The 25611-nt window shown below is 61.3% G+C and carries 22 protein-coding genes; 17 read left to right on the plus strand and 5 right to left on the minus strand.

Going from position 1 to position 25611, the window contains the following annotated elements:
* Positions 1-41 precede the first annotated feature (41 nt).
* The 6 genes from ASF70_RS13360 (at position 42) to rpsD (ending at position 5450) form a co-directional block, all read left to right on the plus strand.
* The gene (locus ASF70_RS13360; protein ID WP_062457497.1) at positions 42-572 is read left to right on the plus strand and encodes a hypothetical protein; all 531 of its coding nucleotides are present in this window, start codon (positions 42-44) and stop codon (positions 570-572) included.
* Positions 573-653: 81 nt separating this feature from the next.
* Positions 654-1493: an RNA methyltransferase gene (locus ASF70_RS13365; RefSeq protein ID WP_062580361.1), complete on the plus strand. Its 840-nt coding sequence runs from the start codon at positions 654-656 to the stop codon at positions 1491-1493.
* Positions 1477-2274 carry a glutamate racemase gene (gene murI, locus ASF70_RS13370; RefSeq protein WP_062580363.1) on the plus strand — a complete coding sequence of 266 codons (798 nt, stop codon included), beginning with the start codon at positions 1477-1479 and terminating at the stop codon, positions 2272-2274. Before ASF70_RS13365 ends, murI begins: the two co-directional genes overlap by 17 nt.
* Before the next feature lie 61 nt (positions 2275-2335).
* On the plus strand, positions 2336-2974 hold the full coding sequence (locus ASF70_RS13375; protein ID WP_062580365.1) for a LysE family translocator: 639 nt from the start codon (positions 2336-2338) through the stop codon (positions 2972-2974).
* A 111-nt stretch (positions 2975-3085) separates the two neighbouring features.
* A complete protein-coding gene (locus tag ASF70_RS13380) occupies positions 3086-4609 on the plus strand; it encodes an ATP-binding protein (protein WP_062457485.1) in 1524 nt (507 codons plus the stop codon).
* Positions 4610-4832: 223 nt separating this feature from the next.
* Positions 4833-5450, plus strand: coding sequence for a 30S ribosomal protein S4 (rpsD, locus tag ASF70_RS13385; RefSeq protein ID WP_062457482.1), 618 nt, complete (start codon positions 4833-4835; stop codon positions 5448-5450).
* A gap of 123 nt (positions 5451-5573) precedes the next feature.
* Here the strand turns inward: rpsD and sthA are convergent, their stop codons facing one another.
* Positions 5574-7073, minus strand: coding sequence for a Si-specific NAD(P)(+) transhydrogenase (gene sthA / locus ASF70_RS13390; protein ID WP_062580367.1), 1500 nt, complete (start codon positions 7071-7073; stop codon positions 5574-5576).
* Between the two features lie 235 nt (positions 7074-7308).
* Between sthA and ASF70_RS13395 the strand changes: the two genes are divergently transcribed.
* The 7 genes from ASF70_RS13395 (at position 7309) to ASF70_RS13425 (ending at position 15972) form a co-directional block, all read left to right on the plus strand.
* On the plus strand, positions 7309-8076 hold the full coding sequence (locus tag ASF70_RS13395) for a FadR/GntR family transcriptional regulator (protein ID WP_082471899.1): 768 nt from the start codon (positions 7309-7311) through the stop codon (positions 8074-8076).
* A gap of 78 nt (positions 8077-8154) precedes the next feature.
* A complete protein-coding gene (locus tag ASF70_RS13400) occupies positions 8155-9663 on the plus strand; it encodes an ABC transporter substrate-binding protein (protein ID WP_062580371.1) in 1509 nt (502 codons plus the stop codon).
* Positions 9664-9727: 64 nt separating this feature from the next.
* Entirely contained in the window at positions 9728-10675 is a 948-nt protein-coding gene (locus ASF70_RS13405; RefSeq protein WP_062457470.1) for an ABC transporter permease, read from the plus strand.
* Positions 10672-11544, plus strand: coding sequence for an ABC transporter permease (locus tag ASF70_RS13410; protein WP_062580373.1), 873 nt, complete (start codon positions 10672-10674; stop codon positions 11542-11544). Before ASF70_RS13405 ends, ASF70_RS13410 begins: the two co-directional genes overlap by 4 nt.
* 38 nt (positions 11545-11582) lie before the next feature.
* Positions 11583-13367, plus strand: coding sequence for a gamma-glutamyltransferase family protein (locus ASF70_RS13415; protein WP_062580375.1), 1785 nt, complete (start codon positions 11583-11585; stop codon positions 13365-13367).
* 3 nt (positions 13368-13370) lie between these two features.
* Positions 13371-14135: a DUF1028 domain-containing protein gene (locus ASF70_RS13420; RefSeq protein WP_062580376.1), complete on the plus strand. Its 765-nt coding sequence runs from the start codon at positions 13371-13373 to the stop codon at positions 14133-14135.
* A 10-nt stretch (positions 14136-14145) separates the two neighbouring features.
* Positions 14146-15972, plus strand: a complete 1827-nt coding sequence (locus ASF70_RS13425; protein ID WP_062580378.1) for an ABC transporter ATP-binding protein — start codon at positions 14146-14148, stop codon at positions 15970-15972.
* Positions 15973-15989: 17 nt separating this feature from the next.
* Here ASF70_RS13425 and radC read toward each other — a convergent pair whose 3' ends face one another.
* Genes radC through phaC form a run of 4 tightly spaced genes read right to left on the minus strand, consistent with a single transcriptional unit; the run spans position 15990 to position 20277 of the window.
* On the minus strand, positions 15990-16781 hold the full coding sequence (radC, locus tag ASF70_RS13430; protein WP_113167520.1) for a DNA repair protein RadC: 792 nt from the start codon (positions 16779-16781) through the stop codon (positions 15990-15992).
* A 35-nt stretch (positions 16782-16816) separates the two neighbouring features.
* A complete protein-coding gene (gene map, locus ASF70_RS13435; RefSeq protein WP_062457453.1) occupies positions 16817-17656 on the minus strand; it encodes a type I methionyl aminopeptidase in 840 nt (279 codons plus the stop codon).
* A gap of 26 nt (positions 17657-17682) precedes the next feature.
* Positions 17683-18402 carry a DNA/RNA nuclease SfsA gene (gene sfsA / locus ASF70_RS13440; protein ID WP_062580382.1) on the minus strand — a complete coding sequence of 240 codons (720 nt, stop codon included), beginning with the start codon at positions 18400-18402 and terminating at the stop codon, positions 17683-17685.
* A gap of 27 nt (positions 18403-18429) precedes the next feature.
* Entirely contained in the window at positions 18430-20277 is a 1848-nt protein-coding gene (gene phaC / locus ASF70_RS13445) for a class I poly(R)-hydroxyalkanoic acid synthase (protein WP_062580384.1), read from the minus strand.
* A 121-nt stretch (positions 20278-20398) separates the two neighbouring features.
* Between phaC and ASF70_RS13450 the strand changes: the two genes are divergently transcribed.
* From ASF70_RS13450 to recJ, 4 genes are all read left to right on the plus strand, one after another.
* Positions 20399-20803 carry a hypothetical protein gene (locus ASF70_RS13450; RefSeq protein WP_062580386.1) on the plus strand — a complete coding sequence of 135 codons (405 nt, stop codon included), beginning with the start codon at positions 20399-20401 and terminating at the stop codon, positions 20801-20803.
* 129 nt (positions 20804-20932) lie between these two features.
* The gene (locus tag ASF70_RS13455) at positions 20933-22153 is read left to right on the plus strand and encodes an LL-diaminopimelate aminotransferase (protein WP_062457440.1); all 1221 of its coding nucleotides are present in this window, start codon (positions 20933-20935) and stop codon (positions 22151-22153) included.
* A gap of 95 nt (positions 22154-22248) precedes the next feature.
* Positions 22249-23568 carry a homoserine dehydrogenase gene (locus tag ASF70_RS13460; RefSeq protein WP_062580387.1) on the plus strand — a complete coding sequence of 440 codons (1320 nt, stop codon included), beginning with the start codon at positions 22249-22251 and terminating at the stop codon, positions 23566-23568.
* 153 nt (positions 23569-23721) lie between these two features.
* A complete protein-coding gene (gene recJ, locus ASF70_RS13465) occupies positions 23722-25527 on the plus strand; it encodes a single-stranded-DNA-specific exonuclease RecJ (RefSeq protein WP_062580389.1) in 1806 nt (601 codons plus the stop codon).
* Positions 25528-25611 lie beyond the last annotated feature (84 nt).

Here is a 25611-nt window from a genome sequence, read left to right on the forward strand (position 1 = left end):
GTAATGTCCGCCAAAACTCATCGCAGCACTGGATCTATGATATGCGGATACTCCCGCTTCTTTCTCTCTTCACCCTGATTTCCACCGGCGTTCTGGCGGCGGATGTGACCGATCCGGTAAAGGCGGTGATGAAGATCACCGAAGACAACTGGAATACGGTTGATAGTGACTGGAAGTCGCTGTTCGATCCCGAGCCGATCCAGCAGAATTTTAGCAAGTCGTTCCAGACTGCCTACTCGGAAGCGTCCAAGCACCCCGCTTACGAAACCGAAAACAATGCCCCCGGCGATCCGTTCGGCTACGACGTCGTCACGAGTTCGCAGGACGGCTGCCCGCTGAAGGACGTCACCATCGTGCCGGCACCGGCGGCAAATGGCGTGTCGGATGTGAAGGTCACGTTCAAGCAGTGGGCCTGCATCGATGATGCGGAAATGAAGGACAGCGTTTCGGAAGTGCATTTCGACGTCATCGAGGAAGACGGCAAGCCGGTCATCAAGGACATCCACCGCGTTGTCGAGAATGAAAGCGATTCGCTCGTCGAAGAGATGCAATCGATCGCCAAGGGCGAGTAGAGGGAAGCAAACCTTCTGAAAGCCTTGCTCTTCATCCATCCGGCGGCTATCTGCCCAGCCTGAAATTGTTGGGATTAAGCGATGTCAGGTACGAATAGCGAGCGCGAGCTCATTGCCGAGGGCCCGGCCATCATTCTGGTGGAACCGCAACTGGGCGAAAACATCGGCATGGTGGCGCGCGCCATGGCCAATTTCGGCTTGGCGGAACTGCGCCTCGTCAGTCCTCGTGATGGTTGGCCGAACGAGAAGGCGAGGTCTGCCGCGTCGAAGGCCGACCACGTCATCGATGGAGCCGTCGTTTTCGAGACGCTGGAAGACGCGACCCGCGACCTGAACTTCGTCTATGCCACGACGGCGCGCGAACGCTACGGCTTCAAGCCCGTTCGGTCACCGGTCTATGCGGCGTCCACATTGCGTGAGAAATTCAAGGCGGGTGAAAAGACCGGCATTCTGTTTGGCCGCGAACGCTGGGGTTTAAGCAACGAAGAGGTGGCGCTCGCCGACGAGATCGTCACCTTCCCGGTCAATCCGGCCTTCGCCTCGCTCAATATCGCCCAGGCGGTTTTGCTGATGTCCTATGACTGGATGAAATCCGGCATGGACGATATCGAGGAAACCCGCTTCCAGCCGATCGAGCAGCGGCCCTCGACGAAGGACCAAGTGTTCGGCATGTTCGAGCAGATCGAGGAAGCGCTCGATGCCCGAGGCTACTTCCATCCGCCTGAGAAGAAGCCGAAGATGATCGACAATCTGCGCGCGGTCCTTTCGCGGCGGAGCTTTTCGGAGCAGGAAGTCAGCGTGTTTCGCGGCGTGATCAAGTCGCTGGATGCGTTTCCACGTCAATGGCCACGAAAAACCACGCCGAGGCAGAAGAAGGCCGACGTGACCGAGGAGACCGAAGGCAATGGCGGCGACGAATGACCTGAAGCCGGTGCTGATGTTCGATTCGGGAATCGGCGGACTGACTGTGCTGCGTGAGGCCCGCGTGCTGATGCCAGAGCGCGGTTTCATCTATGTCGCCGACGACGCCGGTTTCCCTTACGGCGGCTGGGAGGAGGAGGCGCTGACGGCGCGGATCCTGTCCCAGTTCGAGCGCCTGCTGAACGACTACCAGCCGGAAATCGCCATCATTGCCTGCAATACCGCCTTCACCCTGGCGGGAGCGGCGCTTCGTGAGCGCTTCCCCGAGATGACCTTCGTCGGCACCGTGCCGGCGATCAAGCCTGCAGCCGAGCGAACCCGCTCCGGCCTCGTGTCCGTCCTCGCAACTCCCGGCACCGTCAAGCGCGCTTATACGCGTGATCTGATCCAGTCCTTTGCCACGCAGTGTCACGTGAGGCTTGTCGGATCGGAAAATCTGGCCCGCATGGCGGAAGCCTATATCCGCGGCGAGACCCTGTCGGACGACGCTGTCCTAGCCGAAATCATGCCCTGCTTCGTCGAGAAGGACGGCCGCAAGACCGATATCGTCGTTCTCGCCTGTACGCATTATCCCTTCATGGCGAACCTGTTCCGCCGCCTGGCACCCTGGCCGGTCGACTGGCTCGATCCGGCCGAGGCGATCGCCCGACAGGCCCGGCGCAAGGTGCCGCTTCTGGATGGTGTGCAATACCCCGGCGAGTTCGACTTCGCGGTGTTCACGTCGGGCAATCCGGATTTTGCCACGCAGCGTCTGATGCAAGGGTTTGGTTTGCGGGTCTAGCCCTCTTGTCATCGGCTAAATTCGGTGGCTTGCTCGGCCTACCGGATCAGGAGCAGACACGATGTCGATTGAAAACTGGCTGGCCTTCGTCGCCGCATCCACGATTCTTCTGGCCATTCCCGGACCGACGATCCTGCTCGTCATCTCCTATGCGATGACGCACGGACGAAAGGTGGCGACCGCGACAGTCGCTGGCGTGGCACTCGGGGACTTCACGGCAATGACCGCCTCGATGCTGGGGTTGGGCGCCTTGCTCGCCACGTCTGCGATGCTGTTCACGATCCTCAAATGGGTGGGCGCCGCCTATCTGATCTATCTCGGCATCAAACTGTGGCGCGCACCCGTGATGGATCCAGAGGTCGCAGCCGGCGAGGGGGAGCTGCCGCAAGCCAGACCGTTGCGCATCCTGCTGCACACCTACGTGGTCACCGCGCTCAATCCGAAGGGCATCGTGTTCTTCGTCGCCTTCCTGCCGCAGTTTCTCGATCTGTCAAAACCGCTGTTCTTTCAGATGGCTGTCTTCGAGATGACGTTTCTGGTTCTGGCGACGATCAACGCCACGCTCTACGGGCTTCTCGCCTCCCTGGCCCGCAACCAGATCCGCAGGCCACGGGTACAGAAAATCGTCAACCGGACCGGTGGTTCGCTGATGATCGGGGCAGGGCTTCTGTCGCTCGGCTTCAAGCGGGCAGCGGCCTGACCGCAAAGCCTGTGCATTTCCTCTCTTGCACGGCGAAACGAATCCCTTTCTCTGTTAGTGAGAATGTTTGGCGGTCTTTGACCGCGTGTAGACGGCATACGAGGTAAGGCATTGCAGGTCGGCATCGATATGGGAACTCTGACCGGGGGTGATCCGGCCAAGCTCGATATCGAGGAGCTTCTGGCAACGCGTCTCCTCGTCCAGGGCAACTCGGGCTCGGGTAAGTCGCATCTTCTGCGGCGACTGCTGGAACAGTCGGCGCCATGGGTCCAGCAGGTCGTGATCGATCCGGAAGGTGATTTCGTCACGCTGGCCGACAAATACGGTCACGTCGTCGTCGACGGCGAACGCACCGAAGCCGAACTCGCGGGCATTGCCAACCGTATCCGCAAGAACCGTGTTTCCTGCGTCCTGACGCTCGAGGGGCTTGATCTCGAAGAGCAGATGCGTGCCGCTGCCGCCTTTTTGAACGGCCTGTTCGATGCCGATCGCGACTACTGGTATCCGGTTCTGGTCGTGGTCGACGAAGCGCAGATGTTTGCCCCATCCGTTGGTGGCGACGTCTCCGAAGACGCCCGCAAAATGTCGCTCGGGGCCATGACCAACCTGATGTGCCGCGGCCGTAAGCGCGGTCTGGCCGGCGTCATCGCCACGCAGCGCCTGGCAAAGCTTGCGAAGAACGTCGCGGCCGAAGCCTCCAACTTCCTCATGGGCCGCACGTTTCTCGATATCGACATGGCCCGCGCCGCGGATCTGCTCGGCATGGATCGGCGTCAGGCGGAAATGTTCCGTGATCTCAAGCGCGGCAACTTCGTCGCGCTCGGCCCGGCTCTGTCGCGTCGGCCGCTGCCGATCATCATCGGCAATGTCGAGACATCGGCCCGTTCGTCCAGCCCGAAGCTGATGCCGCTGCCGGATGCGCATCTGGATGTCGAAGGTCTCATCTTCACGCCGGATCCAGAAGAATTCACCCGGCCTTTGACGGCGAACCGCCGCCAGGCGCCGGCGCCACGGCCGACCACCGACATTCTGGCGGAACTCTCGCGCTCGACGCCTGCTTCCCTTCAGCCGGCTGCCGCCGAGCCGCGGACGCCGCTGCCCGTGCTTACGGTCGAGGAGCGTGAGGATCGGCTGATGGCGGTCATGGCGGAGATCCTCGATGATCCGCAATCTGCCTATCGAACGGATGCGGTTCTCTATCAGGACTTCCTCGTTCGCGCCCGCATGCGTCGTCTGCCGGGCCCGCCGCTGTCACTCAGCGATTTCCGTCGCCGCACGGCGATTGCCCGTTCCGGCGTCGATGCTGCGATGGCATCGAGCGAAGCCTGGACGACGGTGCTGTCCATGTCGAACAGTGTTTCGGATGATCTTCAGGGCGTGTTTCTGATGATGGCAAAGGCGGCACTCGGCGGCGAACCATGCCCGTCCGATGCACGGATTGCCCGCGCCTACGGCACGCACTCCGCACGCCGCGCACGCCGTCTGCTGGGCTACTTCGAAGAGCAGGGGCTGGTCGTGGTCCATTCCGACTTTACCGGCAAGCGCATCGTCGCGTTTCCGGAGCTGCAGGCGGAAACGGCGCCCGGCAGTGCCGAAGCGCCTGACGAGGGCGATCTCAAGATTGCTGCGGAATAAGCCCGCAGCGACCCGGCTGCTGTTGACATTTTGATGACAGCCGCCTAAAGACCCGCCAACGCCGGGTGGCAACACCGGGTGTTTCAACGACATGTCCCGTGGCACTCTCCGAACGCTTTTCGTGAGAAGCCTGTCAGAACCTCTAAATCGAGGTTCAGAGGAGGGCGTGTTTCCTTCATCCGGTTCGGCAACGAACCGGTGTAACTTTCTGAAAGGAAATACGATGAGCAAGCGCGAATCGTCTAAGTACAAAATCGATCGCCGTATGGGCGAAAACATCTGGGGCCGCCCGAAGTCGCCGGTTAACCGCCGCGAATACGGTCCTGGCCAGCACGGTCAGCGCCGCAAGGGCAAGCTTTCCGACTTCGGTGTGCAGCTGCGCGCCAAGCAGAAGCTGAAGGGCTACTACGGCGACATCCGCGAGAAGCAGTTCCGGGCGATCTATGAAGAAGCCAACCGCCGCAAGGGCGACACCGGTGAAAACTTGATCGGCCTGCTGGAATCGCGTCTGGACGCCATCGTCTACCGCGCAAAGTTCGTTCCGACCGTGTTCGCTGCTCGTCAGTTCGTCAACCACGGCCACGTCACGGTCAATGGCGTCAAGGTCAACATCGGTTCGTACCGCTGCAAGGCTGGCGACGTTGTCGAAGTTCGCCAGAAGTCGAAGCAGATGGTCACCGTTCTGGAAGCCGTTTCGCTCGCAGAACGCGACGTTCCTGACTACATCGAAGTCGATCACAACAAGATGGTTGCCACCTTCGCTCGCATCCCGAGCCTGGCCGATGTACCCTACGCGGTCATCATGGAACCGTCGCTGGTCGTCGAATTCTACTCGCGTTAACAGCGACACCATTTCAGACAAATGGCCCCGAGAGGGGCCATTTTTGTATCTGGTGTCATGTCGAACCCACAAAAAAAGCCGCTCCTTTCGGGGCGGCTTTTTGCTTGTCTCTTACAGTCATTCTTACCTGGAAGAGGTTTTCTTCTTTTCCGCCGTAACAGACGTCTCGACAGTAGTCGACGTGTTGGTGTCCGTCAGCTGGACCGTCTCGTGTTGTGCATCGCCCTTCGGCAGCTCGCCCATCCGGTTCCAGGCATCAAGGCCGGCGATCTTGTAGGCTTCGGCAAGCGTCGGGTAGTTGAAGGTGTTCTCGACGAAATATTCCACGGTACCCTTCAGGTTGAGAACCGCCTGGCCGATATGCACGAGTTCGGTGGCGTTTTCGCCGATGATGTGCACGCCGAGAAGGCGGCGCGTCTTCAATGAGAAGATCAGCTTCAACATGCCGTGGTCGAGGCCCATGATGTGGCCGCGCGAAGTCTCGCGGAAACGGGCGATACCGCATTCGTAGGGAATGCCGCGCTCCTTCATTTCCTCTTCCGTCAGGCCGCAGGTCGAAATCTCCGGCACGGCGTAGATCCCGTAAGGAAAATACTTCGGTGGCTCCTTGGCAATTGCGCCGACGGCGACGCGAGCGGCAATTCGGCCCTGTTCCATCGATGTCGAGGCAAGGCTCGGAAAGCCGATGACATCGCCCGCGGCATAGATGCCGGGGACTGAGGTCTCGAAGGTTTCCGGATTGACCTTCAGACGGCCGCGGTTATCGGCGTCGAGGCCGGCTGCTGCCAGGTTGAGGCTGTCGGTCGCGCCCATGCGGCCGGCGGCAAACAGCACCATGTCGGTGATGATCTTGCGTCCGGTATCGATCGTGACCGAGACCTTACCGTCGGCAAGGTGCTCCACCTTCTCGACCTTCTGGCCCAGCAACAGCTTCATGTTGCGGTCGCGCAGCTGGTAGGTGAAATCCTCGATGATCTCCTTGTCGATGAAGTCGAGCATCGTCGCCTTCGGGTCGATCACCGTGACGGCGGTGTCGAGCGCGGAAAAGATAGTCGCATATTCGATACCGATAACGCCGGCACCGATGACGACCATCGAGCGCGGCAGTTTTTCGATTTCGAGCAGTTCGTCGCTGTCGATGACCGTCTTGCCGTCGAAGGGCATGTAGTCGGGGCGGAACGGGCGCGTGCCGACAGCAAGCAGGATGCTTTTGGCTTTGACCTGAACCGCTTCTCCGTCGTCCTTCAGCACTTCCATCGTATCGGTCGACAGAAAGCTCGCCTTGCCACGGAGGTGCTGGACGCGGTTGCGGGCGAACTGGTGTTCGAGCACCTCGACTTCATGGTCGAGCGTGATCAGCAACCGGCGCCGAAGGTCCTCGGCACTGATCTCTTCCTTGACCCTGTAGGATCGGCCGTAGAAACCGCGCTCGCGCCAGCCGGAGAGGTTCAACGCGGTTTCGCGCAGCGTCTTCGACGGGATGGTGCCGGTATGCACGGAAACGCCGCCTACCCGTCGGCCCTGCTCGATGACGAGCACTTTCCGGTCGAGCTTGGCGGCTTGAATGGCTGCGCGGCGACCGGCAGGGCCGCTGCCGACAACAATGAGGTCGTACTGGTTCATGGACTGCTCCGCTTCTCGAATCCCGCTGTTACGCTGCAATAGCCTACCTGCGTCGTCTCCTACCAATCTATTCTGAATGTTTGATTGCAGGAAAGGCCGCAAGCGTAGAACGGCTGTCTCGGGTTGCGTATGTTTTGTGCAGAAAAATAGGATGCACAAAAAACGTCTTGACCCTCGCCGGGAAATGTCTTTCATTCGAACCAATCATGAATTGGTCCGGACAATGGTACGTTCAATGCAGACGGAACCCCAAGACAATTCCTACTACGCGTTGGAGAAGCTCCGCGATCTGATTCACTCGGAGAAATTCGGAGCGGAAGGGCGGCTGCCGACGGAGCGGGCGCTTGCTGAAACGCTCAATGTCGGGCGCCGTGCTGTTCGACGGGCGCTTGAGGTGCTCGAGTCGGAGGGGCTAATCTGGCGCCGCCAGGGTGCCGGAACCTTTGTCGGCGAAAAGCCTGACGGATGGAGCGACCACGTCGACGCGCTGGTTGCCGGTACCGACATCATGGAAATCATGGAGGTTCGCCTTCGCCTGGAGCCACAGCTCGCGCAGCTAGCAGCGATGCGTGCAAAGCCTGCCGAAATCGAGCGCATGCGCTACCTGGCAGACAAGACCGGCCAGAGTTCGGATGCGGATTACAAGGAACTCTGGGATGGATCGCTGCACCGCCAGATCGCGCAAAGCGCCGGCAACAAGCTGTTCCTGTCGATCTTCGACGTGGTCAACCGCATCCGTCAGGATGCCGCGTGGCAGTCCATTCGCGAGCGTGCGCGCAAGACCGGAACCAATGGCCGCACGTCGTACCAGCAGCATATCGCAATCGTCGACGCCATCGCCGCCCGCGATCCGGGCCGGGCAGGCGAGGCGATGCGCGAGCATCTTCTGATGCACCAGGAGCGGCTGATCCGGGCCACCTCGCTCGAGGCCCTCGATGACCATTCGCCGGAAGGCGAGCAGATCGGTATCCGCGACGACGACACGCTCAGCGTTGCGTCCTAGCCATCTCAGACTGCCGGCCACAAAGGCCGGCCAACAAGAACAATGACCGACAAACCTGAATGGACCAGAGGAACAATGATGAAGAAATTTGCCACGCTCACTGCCGCACTGCTCGCCAGCGCGATCATGTCTCTGCCTGCCATGGCAAGCGAATTGCGCATCGGTCTCAATGACGATGCCGACGTTCTCGATCCGGCGCAGTCGCGCACCTTCGTCGGCCGCATCGTCTATACCGCGATGTGCGATAAGCTGGTCGACATCTCGCAGGATATGAAGATCATTCCGCAGCTTGCGACCGAATGGAACTGGTCTGAAGGCGGCACAGTGCTGACCATGAAGATCCGCGACGGCGTCAAGTTCCACGACGGCGAAACGCTGGATGCCGCAGCCGTCGTCGCAACGATCGAGCGCAACATGACGCTGCCGGAGTCGCGCCGCAAGAGCGAGCTTTCCTCGGTCGCCAAGGTCGAGGCCAGCGGTCCGCTTGAAGTCAAGTTCACGCTGAAGTCTCCGGACGTGACGCTTCTTGCCCAGCTTTCCGACCGTGCCGGCATGATCGTTGCGCCGAAGGCCGCCAAGGAACTCGGTGCCAATTTCGGCTCGAAGCCCGTCTGCGCCGGTCCTTTCAAATTTGTCGAGCGCATCCAGCAGGACCGTATCGTGCTCGAGAAGTTCGCCGACTACTGGGACAAGGACCGGATCCTCGTCGACAAGATCACCTATCTGCCAATCCCGGACACGACCGTAAAGCTCGCCAACCTGCGGTCGGGTGACCTCGATATCGCCGAGCGCATCTCGGCGTCCGATGCCGAATCGGTAAAGAGCGACCCGAACCTCACCTATGCCGACGTCATCGGCCCGGGCTACATGGCGATGTATGTCAACCTCGCCAACGGTCCCCGTGCGGACAACCCGCTCGGCAAGGACAAGCGCCTTCGCCAGGCCTTCTCGCTGGCGATCGACCGCGAAGCAATCGGCCAGATCGTCTTCGAAGGCACGTCGCTTGCTGGTAACCAGCCGTTCCCGTCGTCCAGCCCCTGGTTCAACAAGAACCTGCCGGTGCCGGCGCGCGATATCGAAAAGGCGAAGCAGCTCATGAAGGAAGCGGGCCACGAGACGCTCGACATCGAGCTGCAGCACGCCAACAGCACCACCCAGACCCAGATGATGCAGGTCATCCAGTCGATGGTGGCGGAAGCGGGCTTCAACGTCACGCTGAAGGCAACCGAATTTGCGACGCTTCTGTCGGAACAGACGGCCGGCAACTACCAGCTCAGCCGCTCCGATTGGTCGGGCCGTATCGATCCCGATGGCAACCTACACCAGTTCGTCACCTGCAAGGGCGGCATCAACGACGTGAAGTACTGCAATCCGGAAGTCGACAAGCTTCTCAACGAAGCCCGTACCTCGCCGGATGAGTCGGTCCGCAAGGAAAAGTACGATGCCGCAGGCGTCATCCTCAACGACGACATGCCGATCATCTACCTCGGCCATCAGCCCTACGCCTATGCCATTTCCAACAAGGTCGAAGGTTTCGTGCCGTCGCCGGATGGCATGATGCGCTTCCTTGGCGTCTCCAAGAAGTAATTTCCCATCGCATACCGCGCGGAAGACATTCCGCGCGGTCACCTGAAATCACGAGGGCGATGCCATGCCTGTCTATATCGGAAAGCGCCTGCTGGTCGCGATCCCGACCCTGCTGATCATCTCGATCTTCGTCTTCTCGCTGCAGAAACTGCTGCCGGGCGATCCCATCCTCGCCATGGCCGGTGAAGAGCGGGATCCAGCGACGATCGAATTCCTGCGCGAAAAATATCATCTCAACGATCCCATCATCACCCAGTATCTCTCCTGGGTTGGCGGCATCATGGTCGGCGACTTCGGCGTCTCGCTGCGCACCAACCAGCCGGTGCTGGAACTGATCGGCCAGAAACTGCCGGTCACGATCCAGCTCGCGGTGATGGCCATGATCCTGGCCATGCTGATCGGTATTCCGGCCGGCATTCTGGCAGCGGTCTACAAGAACCGCACGCTCGATTACGTCGCCAATGTCGTCGCGCTGTCTGGCCTGTCGATCCCGAATTTCTGGCTGGGAATCATGCTGATCCTGCTGGTGTCGGTCAATCTCGGATGGCTGCCGGCATCCGGTTACGAATCGATCTTCGTCGATCCGGTCCGCTCGCTCAAGACCATGATCATGCCGGCTTTCGTCCTCTCGACGGCGCTTGCGGCGCAGCTGATGCGCCACACCCGCTCGGCCATGCTCGGCGTGTTGAGTTCCGACTATATCCGCACCGCCCGTGCCAAGGGTCTGTCGCCGCGCGAAGTCATCCTCAGCCACACGTTTCGCAACGCGCTTCTGCCGATCATCACCCTGTCGGCGCTGCTGTTCGGCGAGCTGCTTGGCGGTGCCGTTCTCACAGAGCAGATCTTCACCATCCCGGGCTTCGGCAAGCTGACCGTTGATGCCGTGTTTACCCGCGACTATGCCGTCGTCCAGGGCATCGTCATGTGCACGGCCATCGGCTTCATCGTCATGAACCTGATTGCCGATATTCTCTACGTTCTCCTCAACCCCCGCCTGAGGGCAACGCTATGACCGCTATCGAACAGACTGCACCGATCGCAAAGCCGCGCCAGAAAAGCAGGGCATGGCGCAAGATGCGCGCCAACCGCGGATCGATGGTCGGCATGGTGATCATTGCCTTCTTCGCGATCATCGCCATCGCCGCCCCGATCCTGCCGATTGCCGACCCGATCGCGACCAGCTGGTCGGCGCTGCGCAAAGCGCCGTCTGCCGCCCACTGGCTCGGCACCGACGATCTCGGCCGCGATATCCTCTCGCGCATGATCTGGGGCGCCCGTGCATCCCTTATGGCAGGCGTCGTCTCCGTTGCCATCGCGGTTGCCATCGGCGTTCCGTTCGGACTGTTGTCAGGTTATTTCGGCGGCTGGGTCGATCAGGTCATCCAGCGTGTCACGGAAGCGCTGCTGGCCATGCCGTTCCTGATCACCGCGATTGCGCTTGCCGCCTTCCTCGGCCCGAGCCTCACCAATGCGATGATCGCCATCGGCCTGTCCGCCATGCCGGTCTTCGTGCGGCTGACGCGTGGTCAGGTGCTTGCGGTGAAGACGGAGGATTACGTCGAAGGGGCACGCTCGATCGGTCTCAACCACGTCGACATCATGACCCGCTACATCCTGCCGAACGTGTTTGCCCCGATCATCGTTCAGGCCACCCTGACGGTGGCGACCGCGATTATCGCCGAAGCCAGCCTGTCCTTCCTCGGCCTCGGTCAGCAGGCGCCGGCACCAAGCTGGGGTTCGATGCTGAACACGGCCAAGAACTTCCTGAGCCAGGCACCCTGGATGGCCATGTGGCCAGGGATTGCAATCTTCCTCGTCGTCATCGGCTTCAACCTTCTGGGCGACGGCCTGCGCGATGCACTGGATCCGCGCGAGGCGTAACGCCCGGCGGACAAGAGAATTATACAAGGATACCTGGAATGACCGAATTCACCACGCGCCCCGAAATCCTCGGCACCTTCGGTGTCGTCACCTCCACCCATTGGATTGCCTCCGCCGTCGGCATGGCGATCCTTGAAAAGGGCGGCAATGCTTTCGACGCTGCCGTCGCCACAGGCTTTGTACTGCAGATCGTGGAACCGCATCTGTGCGGTCCGGGCGGCGACATGCCGGCCGTCTTCTACTCGAAGAAGACCGACAAGGTCGAAGTCATCTGCGCCCAGGGGCCAGCACCTGCCGGCGCCAACATCGAGCATTATACGTCGGAAGGTCTGAAGCTCATTCCCGGCGACGGCCTTCTCTCGACCGTCATTCCCGGCGCATTCGACGGCTGGATGCTGATGCTGCGCGACTATGGAACGATGACCGTTCGCGAGGTCCTGGAGCCGGCGATCTACTACGCCGAGCATGGCCATCCAATGCTTCCGCGCGTGTCGAACACGATCAAGGGCCTGGCTGAGTTCTTCCAGAAGGAATGGCCGACATCCTATGAGACGTGGCTGCCGGGCGGCGTCGCGCCGGAAGCGCTCTCCAATTTCAAGAACCCTGTTCTGGCCGAAACCTACAAGCGGATCATTTCCGAATCGGAAGCCAAATCCGGACGCGAGGATCAGGTGCAGGCGGCCCGTGACGCGTTCTATCGCGGCTTTGTGGCCGAGGCGATCGACACCTATCTGAAGACTGCCGAGGTGATGGACGCGAGCGGTTCCAAGCACAAGGGCGTGCTCACCGCCGACGACATGGCCAACTGGAGCGCCACCATCGAAGCGCCGCAAACGCTCGATTACCAGGACTGGACGATCGCCAAGACGCCGGCCTGGGGGCAGGGACCGGTGCTGCTGCAGTCGCTGGCGCTTCTAAAAGGCTTCGATCTCGAGGCGATGGACCCGGCCGGTCCCGATTTCGTCCATACGGTGGTCGAGGCGATGAAGCTCGCCTTCGCCGACCGCGAGGTCTATTACGGCGATCCGGAATTCAGCCAGATCCCGACCGAATACCTTCTCTCGGAAGGCTACAACGCCGAACGCCGCAAGCTGATCGGCAGCACTGCTTCCATGGAACTGCGCCCCGGCACGGTTCCGGGCTACGAGCGCCAGGTCGACGCCACGATGGCGATGCTGGCCGAGATGAGCGGCACGGGCACGGTCTACGAGCCAACCATGTCGCACCTTACCGAAAAGCGCGGCGACACGGTGCATATCGATGTCATCGACCGCTGGGGCAACATGGTTTCGACCACACCGTCGGGCGGCTGGCTGCAGTCGTCGCCGATCGTTCCGGGTCTCGGCTTTGCGCTCAACTCGCGTGCCCAGATGTTCTGGCTGAAGGAAGGCTTGCCGACGTCGCTTGCGCCGGGAAAACGCCCGCGCACGACGCTGACGCCGTCGCTCGCTCTCTATCAGGGTAAACCCTCCATGGTGTTCGGCACGCCCGGCGGCGACCAGCAGGACCAGTGGCAGCTGCCGTTCTTCCTGCGCTACGCCCATCACGGCAAGAACCTGCAGGCGTCGATCGACATGCCGCTGTTCCACACCTCACATTTCCCCGGTTCGTTCTATCCGCGCACGAGCTCTCCGGGCGAGATCATGGTCGAGAGCAATATCGGTGAAGCCGCACTCGAAGACCTCCGTCGTCGCGGCCACAAGGTCACCGTCGCCGATCCATGGACGGTCGGCCGCCTGACGGCTGCGCGTCGCGATGCAGACGGTCTGCTGAGGGCGGCCGCAACACCGCGCCTGATGCAAGCCTACGCAATTGGACGGTGAACCATGACCTGGTCAATCGTCGCGCGTGATCCCGATACGGGCCATTTCGGCATAGCCGTCGCCAGCCGTTTCTTCGCGGTTGGATCCGCCGTGCCGCATATCAGGGGAAGGGTGGGTGCTATCGCCACCCAGGCCTTCGTCAGCCCGCTCTATGGAACCGATGGTCTGAAGCTGCTGGAGGAGGGTCGGTCTCCCGACGAGATCATCGCAAGCCTGACGGCGCGCGATGACGGCCATCGCCAGCGCCAGATGCACATGATCGACGCCCATGGCCGCAACGCCGCCTTCACCGGCGAAAACTGCGTCGATTGGGCCGGTCATCTCGTTGGCAGCAACGTCTCGGTTGCGGGCAACATGCTGGCGGGACCGCAGGTGATTGCCGAGACGATGCGTGTCTACAATGAAGCGACTGCACGCGGCGTACCGCTTGCCGAACGCCTGCTCGATGCCATGGACGCGGGCGAGGCGGCAGGCGGCGACAAGCGCGGCCGCCAGTCGGCAGCGCTCGTCATCTACCGCGACCAGGATTATCCCTGGCTACGGATCAATGCCGATGATCACCCCGAGCCGCTTTTCGAACTGCGCCGCCTCTATGCCGTTGCGCAGGAGCGCTTCCTGCACGTCGCTGAGACCATGCCGACCCGGGAAAACCCGCACGGCATGATCGACCGCAGCATTATCGACGAAAAGATCGCCGCGCTCGAAGCGCAACGGCTGGCCGAAAAACGTCCGTCAGCCTCCTACGCCACTCCTTTGACGCTCAAGTAAGGGTCACCCGATGAGCCAGACCTCCACGCCGACTGTTCCTGTCCTTTCCGTCAAGAACCTCACCACCTCTTTCCTCGTCGATGGCGATTGGAAGAGCGTCGTCCGAAATGTCTCCTTCGATGTGATGCCTGGCGAAACCGTTGCCATCGTCGGAGAATCCGGCTCGGGAAAATCCGTGACGTCCCTGTCGATCATGCGCCTGCTTGCGTCCAACACGAGCCGCATTGAAGGCGAGGTAATGCTGAACGGACGCGATCTTCTGTCCATTTCTGAAAAGGACATGCGCGGGGTGCGCGGCAACGAAGCATCCATGATCTTTCAGGAGCCGATGACCTCGCTCAATCCGATCTTCACCATCGGCCGGCAGATTTCGGAGGTTCTCACCCGTCACAAGGGCATGTCCAAGCAGGAAGCGCGCGCCGAAACCGTCAGGCTGCTCGAAAAGGTGCGCATCCCGAACGCGCAATCCCGTTTCGACGAATATCCGCACCAGTTCTCCGGCGGCATGCGTCAGCGCGTGATGATTGCCATGGCGCTTGCTTCGAAGCCCAAGCTTCTGATCGCAGACGAACCGACCACGGCGCTCGACGTCACCATCCAGGGACAGATCCTCGACCTGATCAAGGTGCTTCAGGAAGAGGAGGGCATGTCAGTGCTCTTCATTACCCATGACATGGGCGTCGTCGCCGAGATTGCCGACCGTACCATCGTCATGTTCCGCGGCGACGAGGTCGAGACCGGCCCGACCGAGGAGATTTTCCATCGCGGCAAGCATCCGTATACGCGGGCACTGCTCTCGGCGGTGCCGAAGCTGGGTTCGATGCAGAACCACGCCTGGCCCACCCGCTTCCCCGTGGTCGACATGAAAACCGGGTTGGCCGTCGAGCCGATCGAAGTGGCCGGCACCGTGGAAAAGGGCCGCACACCGGTCCTTAGCGTCAAGAACCTGGTGACCCGTTTCCCGATCCGCTCCGGCCTCCTGTCGCGCCAGACCGGCGCGGTGCATGCGGTGGAAAATGTGTCCTTCGATCTGTTCCAGGGCGAAACGCTGGCTCTGGTCGGTGAGTCCGGTTGCGGCAAGTCGACCACGGGCCGCTCGATCATGCGCCTCGTCGATCCGACCGGCGGCGATATCTCGCTCGATGGCTACGACGTCCTTCGGCTCGATCAGGTCAGCCTGCGCAACATGCGCAAGTCCGTCCAGATGATCTTCCAGGATCCGTTCTCATCGCTCAATCCGCGCATGACGGTGGGTTCGGCGATATCCGAACCGTTCATCAAGCACCGGCTCGGCACGGTGAAACAGGCTCGGGAAAAGACTGCCGATCTCCTAGAAAAGGTCGGTCTTTCCGCCGACATGGCAAAACGCTACCCGCACGAATTTTCGGGCGGTCAGCGCCAGCGCATCGCGATTGCGCGGGCGCTTGCGCTCGATCCGAAGGTGATCGTTGCCGATGAAAGCGTGTCGGCGCTGGACGTGTCGATCAAGGCGCAAGTCTGCAACCTCCTGCTCGATCTGCAGCAGAGCCTCAACCTGTCCTTCCTGTTCATCAGTCACGACATGGCGGTGGTGGAACGGGTCAGCCACCGGGTGGCGGTCATGTATCTCGGTGAAATCGTCGAGATCGGGCCGCGGGCGGCCGTGTTCGACAATCCGCAGCATCCGTACACCAAGAAGCTCATGGCGGCCGTGCCTGTGCCGGATCCGGCAAGGCGGGGGATCAGACGGGGCATTTCCAACGACGAGCTGAAAAGCCCGGTGCGCGGCATGGATTACCGGCCACCGGTTCGCGAGTATCGCGAAGTCTCCGACGGCCATGTCGTACAGGTCGCGTGATCGTCAGTCGCTGAAGGTCAGATCAGCTTCAACCCCTTGAGGCTGGCATGGCCGTCCTTGCCGATGATGATGTGGTCGTGGACGGTGATGCCGAGTGGCTTTGCCGTCTCCACGATCGTCCGCGTCATGTCGATATCGGCGCGTGACGGGGTAGGGTCGCCACTGGGATGGTTGTGGACGAGGATGAGCGCAGTCGCCGAAAGCTCCAGGGCTCGCCGCACCACTTCGCGCGGATAGACTGGCGTATGGTCGACCGTTCCATGCCCCTGGATTTCATCCGAGATCAGGGCGTTGCGCTTGTCTAGAAAGAGCACGCGGAACTGTTCTCGGGCCTCATAGGCCATGGCGGCATGGCAGTAATCAATCACCGAAGACCAGGACGAAAGCACCTGCTTGCCCCGCAACTCGCTTCGCAGCATCCGCTGACCCGTCGTCGCGACAAGCTTGAGGTCGAGCGCGACGGCCTCGCCGATACCCTTGACCTCCTGCAGCAATCCGAGCGGCGCGCCAAGCACGCTGGCAAGGTTTCCGAAGCGAGCAATCAATGCTTTCGCGAGCGGCTTGGTATCGCGCCTCGGGATGGAGCGGAAAAGCAGGAGCTCGAGGATCTCGTAGTCTGCCAGCGAAGCGTCGCCGTGGTCTCGGTACTTCTCCCGCAACCGCTCACGGTGGCCGTGGTAATGTTCTTGCGTGACGGCAGGGGATCCGATTTGCGGAAGTTTGGCCGTCGGCCTCTTGGACTGCGTCTCGGCAAAGAACCCGCGTTCATCGACAGACAGGGCCGCCCCGTCGTCCTCTTTTGCTTCCATAGGGTCATGCGAGGAGACGGGCGGGTTGGTCATGGTCAGGCCTGCAATGGAGGCAGGCCGGGCCGGTCGAGACCGCCGGGCGACAGGGTGAACACCTCGCATCCCGTCGCGGTGACACCGACCGCATGCTCGTATTGTGCCGACAGCGACCGGTCGCGGGTGACGGCGGTCCAGCCATCGGAAAGAACCTTCACATGCGGCTTACCGAGATTGATCATCGGCTCGATCGTAAAGATCATGCCTTCCCGGATTTCCGGCCCTTCGTCGGCGCGGCCGTAATGGAGGATGTTCGGAGAGTCGTGGAACAGACGACCGACGCCGTGGCCGCAGAAATCGCGCACGACCGAGCAGCGCTCGGCCTCCGCATAGGACTGGATCGCTTCGCCGATCGCGCCGGTGCGGGCGCCGGGCTTCACGGCTGCGATGCCCCGCAGAAGGCATTCGTAGGTCACGTCCATCAACCGTTCGGCAGCGCGTTTGATCTGTCCGACTGGATACATGCGGCTGGAATCGCCGTGCCAGCCATCGAGGATATAGGTGACGTCGATATTGACGATATCGCCCTCGCGCAGCGGCTTGTCCTCAGGCATCCCGTGGCAGACGACATGGTTGATCGAGGTGCAGACCGAGTATTTGTAGCCGCGATAGCCAAGCGTTGCGGGAAGGGCGCCATTGTCCATGCCGAACTCGAACACGAAACGGTCGATCGCATTGGTGGTGATGCCCGGCTGAACGATCGCCGCAAGTTCGTCGAGGCAGCGCGCCGTCAGCTGGCAGGCCTTGCGCATGCCGTCAAAATCCTGCGCCGTATCGTAGAGACGGATAGCACCCGTGTTTTTTGAGGGGGCGGAAACCGCCTCGATGTAATTGACCATGATATTTCTCTCGCAACTCCCACAGTTCATAAAACAGAGGGGCGGGGTTCGTCCATCATAACCATTCCCGACGCTATGATTTCCTCGCGAGTGACGCGGCAGCGGAGCGCATAGGCCTCGACGCCGCGCGCCTTGGCACGAGCGAATGCGATCGCATACATCGGGTCGAGATCGCTGCAGATCGAAAACCGCGTGCAGTCGTGACGCTGAATGAGGTAGATCATCACCGCCCGGTGACCTGCCTCCACCATATCGCCGAGCTCCTCGAGATGCTTGGCGCCGCGCTTCGTCACGGTGTCAGGAAATTCGGCGAGCCCCGCTGAACGGCTGAAATGGACGTTCTTCACTTCCACGTAGGCATCCGGCAGATTTTCCTGCTTGAGGAGAAAGTCGATGCGGGAGTTACGCCCGTATCTCTGCTCGCGCAGGATCGTGCCGTAGCCGGAAAGGCTGGGGATCAGGCCGGCACGGATCGCTTCTTCGGTTAGCCTGTTGGGCAGTCCGGTATTGATGCCGACCATCTTGCCGCCGGCCTCGACCATTTCGAACATGTGACGGTATTTGCGGGTCGGGCTGTCATGCTCCGATACCCAGATCCTCGACCCGGGCTCCGTCAATCCCCGCATGGAGCCGGTATTCGGACACGACCCGGTAAACGGCGTGCCATCCTCCAGCACCGCGTCGAACAGGAAGCGCTTGTAGCGCTGGACAAGCGTTGCGGAGACGAGCGGCGGATCAAAGCGCATGAGGTTCTTCTGGAATGCTGGGAAGTGTCAGTCGCGGACGAGAACGTAGGTTCCCGGTGCGTCGGCCAACGCGGTGAGCGCGGACCCGCCGGGCTTTCGGGCCGGCACCTGGTTACCCGCTTTCGGTCCGATCCAGTCCTGCCAATGCGTCCACCACGACCCCTCATGCTCCTGCGAGCCGGCAACCCAGTCCTCCAGCGTGTCCTTCAATTGGCCATCGGTCCAGTATCGGTACTTCCGTCTTTCCGGCGGATTGACGACGCCTGCGATATGGCCGGATCCAGCCAGCACGAAATCGACCGAACCGCCAAACAGCGACGAGCCGAGGAACACGGATTTCGCAGGCGCGATGTGGTCTTCGCTTGTGGCAAGATTATAAACGGGAATGACGATGTCCTTCAGCGACAGACGCTCCCCGGCAAGTTCCATCAGGCCGTTGGAGAGCTTGTTATCGAGGTAGCAATTGCGCAGGTAGTAGGCGTGGTTGGCAGGTGTCATCCGGGTCGAGTCCGAATTCCAATACAGCAGGTCGAACGGCAGCGGCTCCTGGCCCTTGAGATAGTTATTGACCACGTAAGGCCAGATCAGCTCGGACGCACGCAGCATGTTGAATGCCGCCGCCATCTTCGACCCGTCGAAATAGCCGGTCGCGTTCATATAGGTCTCGATCGTCGAAACCTGCGCCTCGTCGACGAAGACCTTGAGGTCGCCTGCATAAGTAAAGTCGACCTGGGTAGCGAGGAACGTCGCCGATGCGATCCTTTTCACGTTTGTCTTGGCGTGGAAGGCGAGCGTAGCCGCCAGCAACGTGCCGCCGACGCAGTAGCCGATCGCATCGACCTCGCGTTCGCCGGTCGACGTCTCGATCGTGTCGAGCGCAAAATCGATGCCCTCGTGCATGTAGGCTTCCCATCCCTTGGCCGCATGGCGCCTGTCGGGATTGACCCAGGAGATCACGAACACGGTGTGCCCGCGGTCGACGCACCACTTGATGAAGCTCTTTTGCGGTGTCAGGTCGAGAATGTAGAACTTGTTGATCCAGGGCGGCACGATGACCAGCGGCCGTTTGAAGACCGTCTCCGTCGTCGGTTCGTATTGCAGAACCTCGCAGAGGTCGTTGCGGGCGACGACCTTGCCGGGGGTAAGCGCGATATTGAGGCCGAGCGCAAACTTGGAGGCATCCGTCTGGCGAAGTCTCAGCTCGCCGCCGCCGGCCATGATGTCCTCGGCCAGCATTTTCATACCGGTGACGAGATTGGCTCCGTGCGAGGCGACCGTCGCGCGATAGACTTCGGGGTTGGTGATCGCAAAATTTGCAGGCGACAACGCAGCGGTCACCTGCTTCACGTAGAATGCCGCCTTGTGCCGCGTATGCTCGTCCAGCCCCTGCGCCTCGGCAACCAGAGTCTCGGCCCAGGTGGCGGTAACCGTGAAGACTTGCCGCATGAACGCAAAGAACGGGTTCTTCACCCAGTCCTCGTCGGCGAATCGCTTGTCTCTCGGCAGCGCCGCTGGCTCGCTCTCTTGAGGCGCGCCTCCGAATTGCGAGAGCGATCGCGTCCAGATCCCCATATAGCTTGAGAAGAGCAGGGTTTGTGCTTGCAGCGTCCGTTGCGGCTCTGAAATCCAGTACTCGGTGACCTGCGAAAGCGTCTTGATGAGATCACTGAGCGGATCGAGCGCGGGGTCTGGAATATCGCCGCGCTCCCTTGGCGCGAGCCATTCCGATGCGGCTTTGCCGAGGTTTTCCATGGCACGCGCGAAATTCATCGCCATCTCGTGCGGGTCCTTGACGATATAGGCCTCGACCGCCTTGGGGTCGAAGCCCGGAAATTCCGGACCGCCTGTCCCCTTATCCCCGGAGTTTTGCGCCACGCGAGCCCTCCTCGTCAGCTGTCGTCTGATTTCATTTGTACATTGTGGCTGAAACCGAATACAAGTGCCAGCGGCTAGGCTGCCGGGTAGATGGCCCCGGCGACAGAAAATGGGTACAGACATGGAAAAACTGAGGCATCGCATCGGCTGGTTACCGCTTTTCATCGGTATCGGCGCCATGCCTCTTGTCTCCGGCTGCAACAGCAACAGCTTTGCGCTGGATGACGGCATTCCCAATACGCCGCCACCGGCCGTCATCACGCAGACCAGGACGGCACCGCCTCCGGGTCCGATCGTCAAGCGCGACACCGGCACATATCCCACATTCGACTATACGCTTCGCGCTGCCAACGAGCAGATCGAAGATGCCGATTATCAGAAGACCGAGCCGCGCATGGCGTCGCTTGCCCGAGCGCGCAAGGCCGGCACCATTTCCGAGGCGGAGTATCAGCGCCGCGTGGTCGAATACCGCAAGCTCGCCACGGATCATGGCAAGGATGCCCAGGCCGGTATTTCCGGCCAATAGGGCGACGAGCCGATCCGGCCGGATAATGCTATTGCGTTTGAGGACATTTGGCCGCAAAGCAAAAATGGCATAAAGTGAGGCGCGAGCAGCGGGACCAGCACTGCTTCGATACCATCCTTGAGGAAAAACATGGAAGAGTTTCATAAAGTCCGGCGTCTGCCGCCCTACGTTTTCGAACAGGTCAACCGTTTGAAAGCAAGCGCGCGAGCGGGTGGCGCGGACATTATCGATCTCGGCATGGGCAATCCCGATCTACCCACTCCGCAGGCAATCGTCGACAAGCTCTGCGAAGTTGTTCAGGATCCGCGCACGCACCGCTACTCCTCCTCCAAGGGCATTCCGGGCCTTCGCCGCGCGCAGGCTGCGTATTATGCGCGCCGGTTCGGCGTGAAGCTGAACCCGGATACGCAGGTCGTGGCAACGCTTGGCTCCAAGGAAGGCTTCGCCAACATGGCGCAGGCGATCACCGCGCCCGGCGACGTCATTCTCTGCCCCAATCCGACATACCCGATCCACGCCTTCGGCTTCCTGATGGCGGGCGGCGTGATCCGCTCCATGTCTGTCGAGCCGGACGATAGCTTCTTTCCGCCGCTGGAACGCGCGGTGAAGCATTCGATCCCGAAGCCGCTGGCACTCATCATCAATTACCCATCCAACCCGACCGCGCATATCGCGTCGCTGGATTTCTATAGGGAAGTGATCGCGTTTGCGAAGAAGCACGAGATCATCGTGCTCTCCGATCTTGCCTATTCGGAGATCTACTTCGACGACAACAACCCGCCACCTTCGGTTCTCGAAGTGCCGGGTGCGATGGATGTGGCCGTCGAGTTCACCTCGATGTCGAAAACCTTCTCCATGCCCGGCTGGCGCATGGGCTTTGCTGTCGGCAACGAGCGGCTGATCGCAGCGCTGACGCGCGTCAAATCCTACCTTGATTATGGCGCGTTCACGCCGATCCAGGTGGCTGCAGCCCACGCGCTGAACGGTGACGGTGCCGATATCGCGGAAGTGCGCAGCGTCTACAAGCGTCGCCGTGACGTGATGGTCGAGAGCTTCGGCAAGGCCGGTTTCGACGTACCGCCACCACCGGCGACCATGTTTGCCTGGGCGAAAATTCCGGAAAAGTTCCGCCATCTCGGGAGTCTGGAATTCTCCAAGCTTCTCGTCGAGAAGGCGCACGTTGCCGTCGCACCCGGTGTCGGTTTCGGTGAGATGGGCGACGACTACGTTCGCCTCGCACTGGTCGAAAACGAGCATCGCATTCGCCAGGCCGCCCGCAGCATCAAGAAGTTTCTGTCGACGGCAGACGATACGATGCACAACGTGATTACGCTCAACACGCGTCGCTGACCGCGAACCGGGCCGCCGATCACGATTTGAGGGGCGGCCGTTCGACCGCCCCATTCTCCCAAATACTAGTCTCCCAAAATACCAGGAAAACTATCATGGCAGATGCGCTCAGAGTCGGCATTGCGGGTCTTGGCACTGTCGGTGCCTCGCTCGTTCGCATCATCCAGACCCGTGCCAACGAACTCGCGGTCACCTGCGGACGCCCGATCGAGATTGCCGCCGTGACGGCGAGAGACCGCACCCGCGACCGCGGGATCGATATCTCTGCCGTGACCTGGTTCGACAGCGCCGAAGAACTGGCAGCAAACGCTGAGATCGACGTGTTCGTGGAACTGATGGGCGGTGCCGAAGGGGCGGCTGCTGACTCCGTGCGCGCAGCCTTGCGGCGCGGTCTCCACGTGGTGACAGCCAACAAGGCGCTGCTCGCCGCATCCGGCGTCGAACTCGCAAGGATCGCCGAAGAAAACGGCGCACTCCTCAATTTCGAGGCGGCCGTTGCCGGTGGTATCCCGGTCATCAAGGCCCTTCGCGAGTCCCTGACCGGCAACACGATTTCGCGTGTCTACGGCATCATGAACGGCACCTGCAATTACATCCTGACCCGGATGGAGAAGGAGGGCCTGTCCTTTGCCGACTGCCTCAAGGAAGCGCAGCGGCTGGGCTATGCCGAAGCCGATCCGGCCTTCGATATCGAGGGCAACGACACGGCACACAAGCTGGCAATCCTGACGACGCTTGCGTTCGGGACCCAGATCGCGCCCGACGAGATCTATCTCGAAGGCATCACCAATATCTCTATCGACGATATCCACGCGGCCGCCGATCTCGGCTACCGCATCAAGCTTCTCGGCGTCGCGCAGCGCACCGAAACAGGAATCGAGCAGCGCGTTCACCCGACCATGGTACCCCGCGATTCGGTCATCGCGCAGGTCGACGGTGTCACCAATGCGGTCGCGATCGAATCCGATATCCTTGGCGAATTGCTGATGGTCGGCCCCGGTGCCGGCGGCAATGCAACGGCATCCTCGGTGCTCGGTGACATCGCCGACATCGCCAAGAGCCGTCCGGGTGCGCAACAGGTTCCGGTTCTCGGCACACCGGCCGCGTCGCTCACACCTTACAAGCGCGCCCAGATGCAGAGCCACGAAGGCGGTTATTTCATCCGGCTGACCGTTGCCGACCGGACCGGCGTCTTCGCCTCGATCGCTGCCCGCATGGCCGAGAACGCCATCTCGCTGGAATCGATCGTCCAGCGCTCGAAGCCCGATTCGTCCGTCATGTCGAAGACGATCATCCTTGTCACGCACGCGACGATGGAGGACTCGGTCCGCAAGGCCGTCGACGCCATCAAGGCCGAAAGCTATCTGGTTGGCGAGCCGCAGGTCATCCGGATCGAACGGCCCAAGGACATGTGACCCACGCAGCCGTTGAGCCGCACTAGACTGGCCCCAGTGTTTTTTCGCCGAGGCCACGTCCGCTGCCGAAAACAGATTACTGTTGATGCGCCGATGCGCTAAAACGGCTGAATGACCACCCAATCGACCACCTCAATCGCCAGCAGCCTCTCCATGACAACGTCACCGGTCGATCCGGTACCGCGCGCGTTCCTGAACGTAGAGCAATCGGTGAGTGGCCAGCGCTGGGTGTCGCGGCTCGACCAGGCGGCGCAGAACCGCGCGCTTGCCATCAGCCAGATCCATGGCATACCCGAACTGGTCGCTCGCGTGCTTGCCGGCCGCGGCGTGACGCTCGACGATGCCCCGGCCTTCCTTGATCCGACCATCCGGTCACTGATGCCCGATCCGTTGACGCTGACGGATTGCGGCAAGGCTGCAGCAAGACTGGTTGCGGCGATCAACCGGCGCGAGCGGGTTGCGATCTTCGGCGATTACGACGTGGATGGCGCGGCCTCTTCCGCCTTGCTCTACCGCTTCCTGACGCATTTCGGTGTCGAGGCGGAGATCTATATTCCGGATCGGATCTTCGAAGGCTACGGCCCTAACCCGAACGCGATCCGCCAACTGGTGGCGAACGGCGCGCAGCTGATCGTCACGGTCGACTGTGGCTCGACGAGCCAGGACGCGCTGACGGCGGCCAAGGACGAGGGCTGCGATGTGGTTGTCATCGACCACCACCAGGTCGGTCATGTGCTGCCGCCCTGTGTGGCGCTCGTCAATCCGAACCGCCAGGACGATCTCTCGGGGCAGGGGCATCTCTGCGCGGCAGGCGTCGTGTTTCTGGTCATGGTCGCCACCCTGAAGCAGCTGCGCGAAGGTGGCGATAGCCGCGCCCAGTCGCTCGATCTCCTCGGTCTGCTGGATCTGGTGGCGCTGGCAACCGTTTGCGATGTCGTGCCACTAAAGGGGCTGAACCGTGCCTATGTGGTGAAGGGGCTGATCGCCGCCCGTCACATGGTCAATCCGGGACTCACGGCGTTGTTTCGAAAGGCGGGTCTTGGCGGACCGGTGACGCCCTATCATTTCGGCTTCATGATCGGCCCACGTATCAATGCCGGCGGGCGAATCGGCGATGCAGCACTCGGCAGCCGCTTGCTGACATTGGAAGACGATATCAAGGCGGAGGAGATCGCCGGCCGGCTGGACGATCTGAACCGCGAGCGGCAGGCCATGGAAGCCGCCATGCTGGCGGAAGCGGAAGCCGAAGTTCTTGGCGAATACGGTGACGCCGAGGGCGCGTCCGTCATCGTCACCGCGCATGAGAAATGGCATCCGGGCATCGTCGGTCTTCTCGCTGCAAGACTGAAGGAGAAATTCCGGCGGCCTGCCTTCGCGATCGCTTTCGACCCGTCCGGCAAGGGCACCGGTTCCGGCCGTTCGATCAACGGTTTCGACATGGGCCGGATGGTTCGCGGCGCAGTCGAATCAGGGCTTCTGCTAAAAGGTGGCGGTCACGCCATGGCGGCGGGACTGACCGTCGAGCGCGCCAACCTCGGCAAGCTGCGCGCCTATTTCGAGGAAGTGGCGGCTGAGGGCGTTCCGGCTCTCGTTGCCAACCATGTGCTGAAGATCGATGGCGCGCTTTCGGCATCAGGAGCCACGATCGCGCTATTCGACCAGCTGGAACAGGCGGGCCCCTACGGCTCTGGCCATGCGCAGCCCGTCTTTGCCATTCCCGCCCATCGTCTGAGAGATGTGCGGCTGGTCGGTACGGCGCATGTGAAGATCACGCTGGAATCACTCGATGGCACGCGTCTGGAGGGGATCGCCTTCAGGGCGGCCGAAACGCCGCTCGGCCAGATGCTGCTCAACTCCCGCGGAAAGCAGATCCATGCCGCGGGATGCCTCACGGCCGACCAGTGGCAGGGAAACCGGCGCATCCAGCTCAGGCTTCTCGACGCGGTCGAGTCGCGATAAATTACGGCTTAATCAAAAGGGGAAACTGGTACGCCCTAGGGGAGTCGAACCCCTCTTTTCAGAATGAAAATCTGACGTCCTAAC

This window comes from Rhizobium sp. Leaf321, assembly GCF_001423215.1.
GTDB classification, from domain to species: Bacteria; Pseudomonadota; Alphaproteobacteria; order Rhizobiales; family Rhizobiaceae; genus Neorhizobium; species Neorhizobium soli.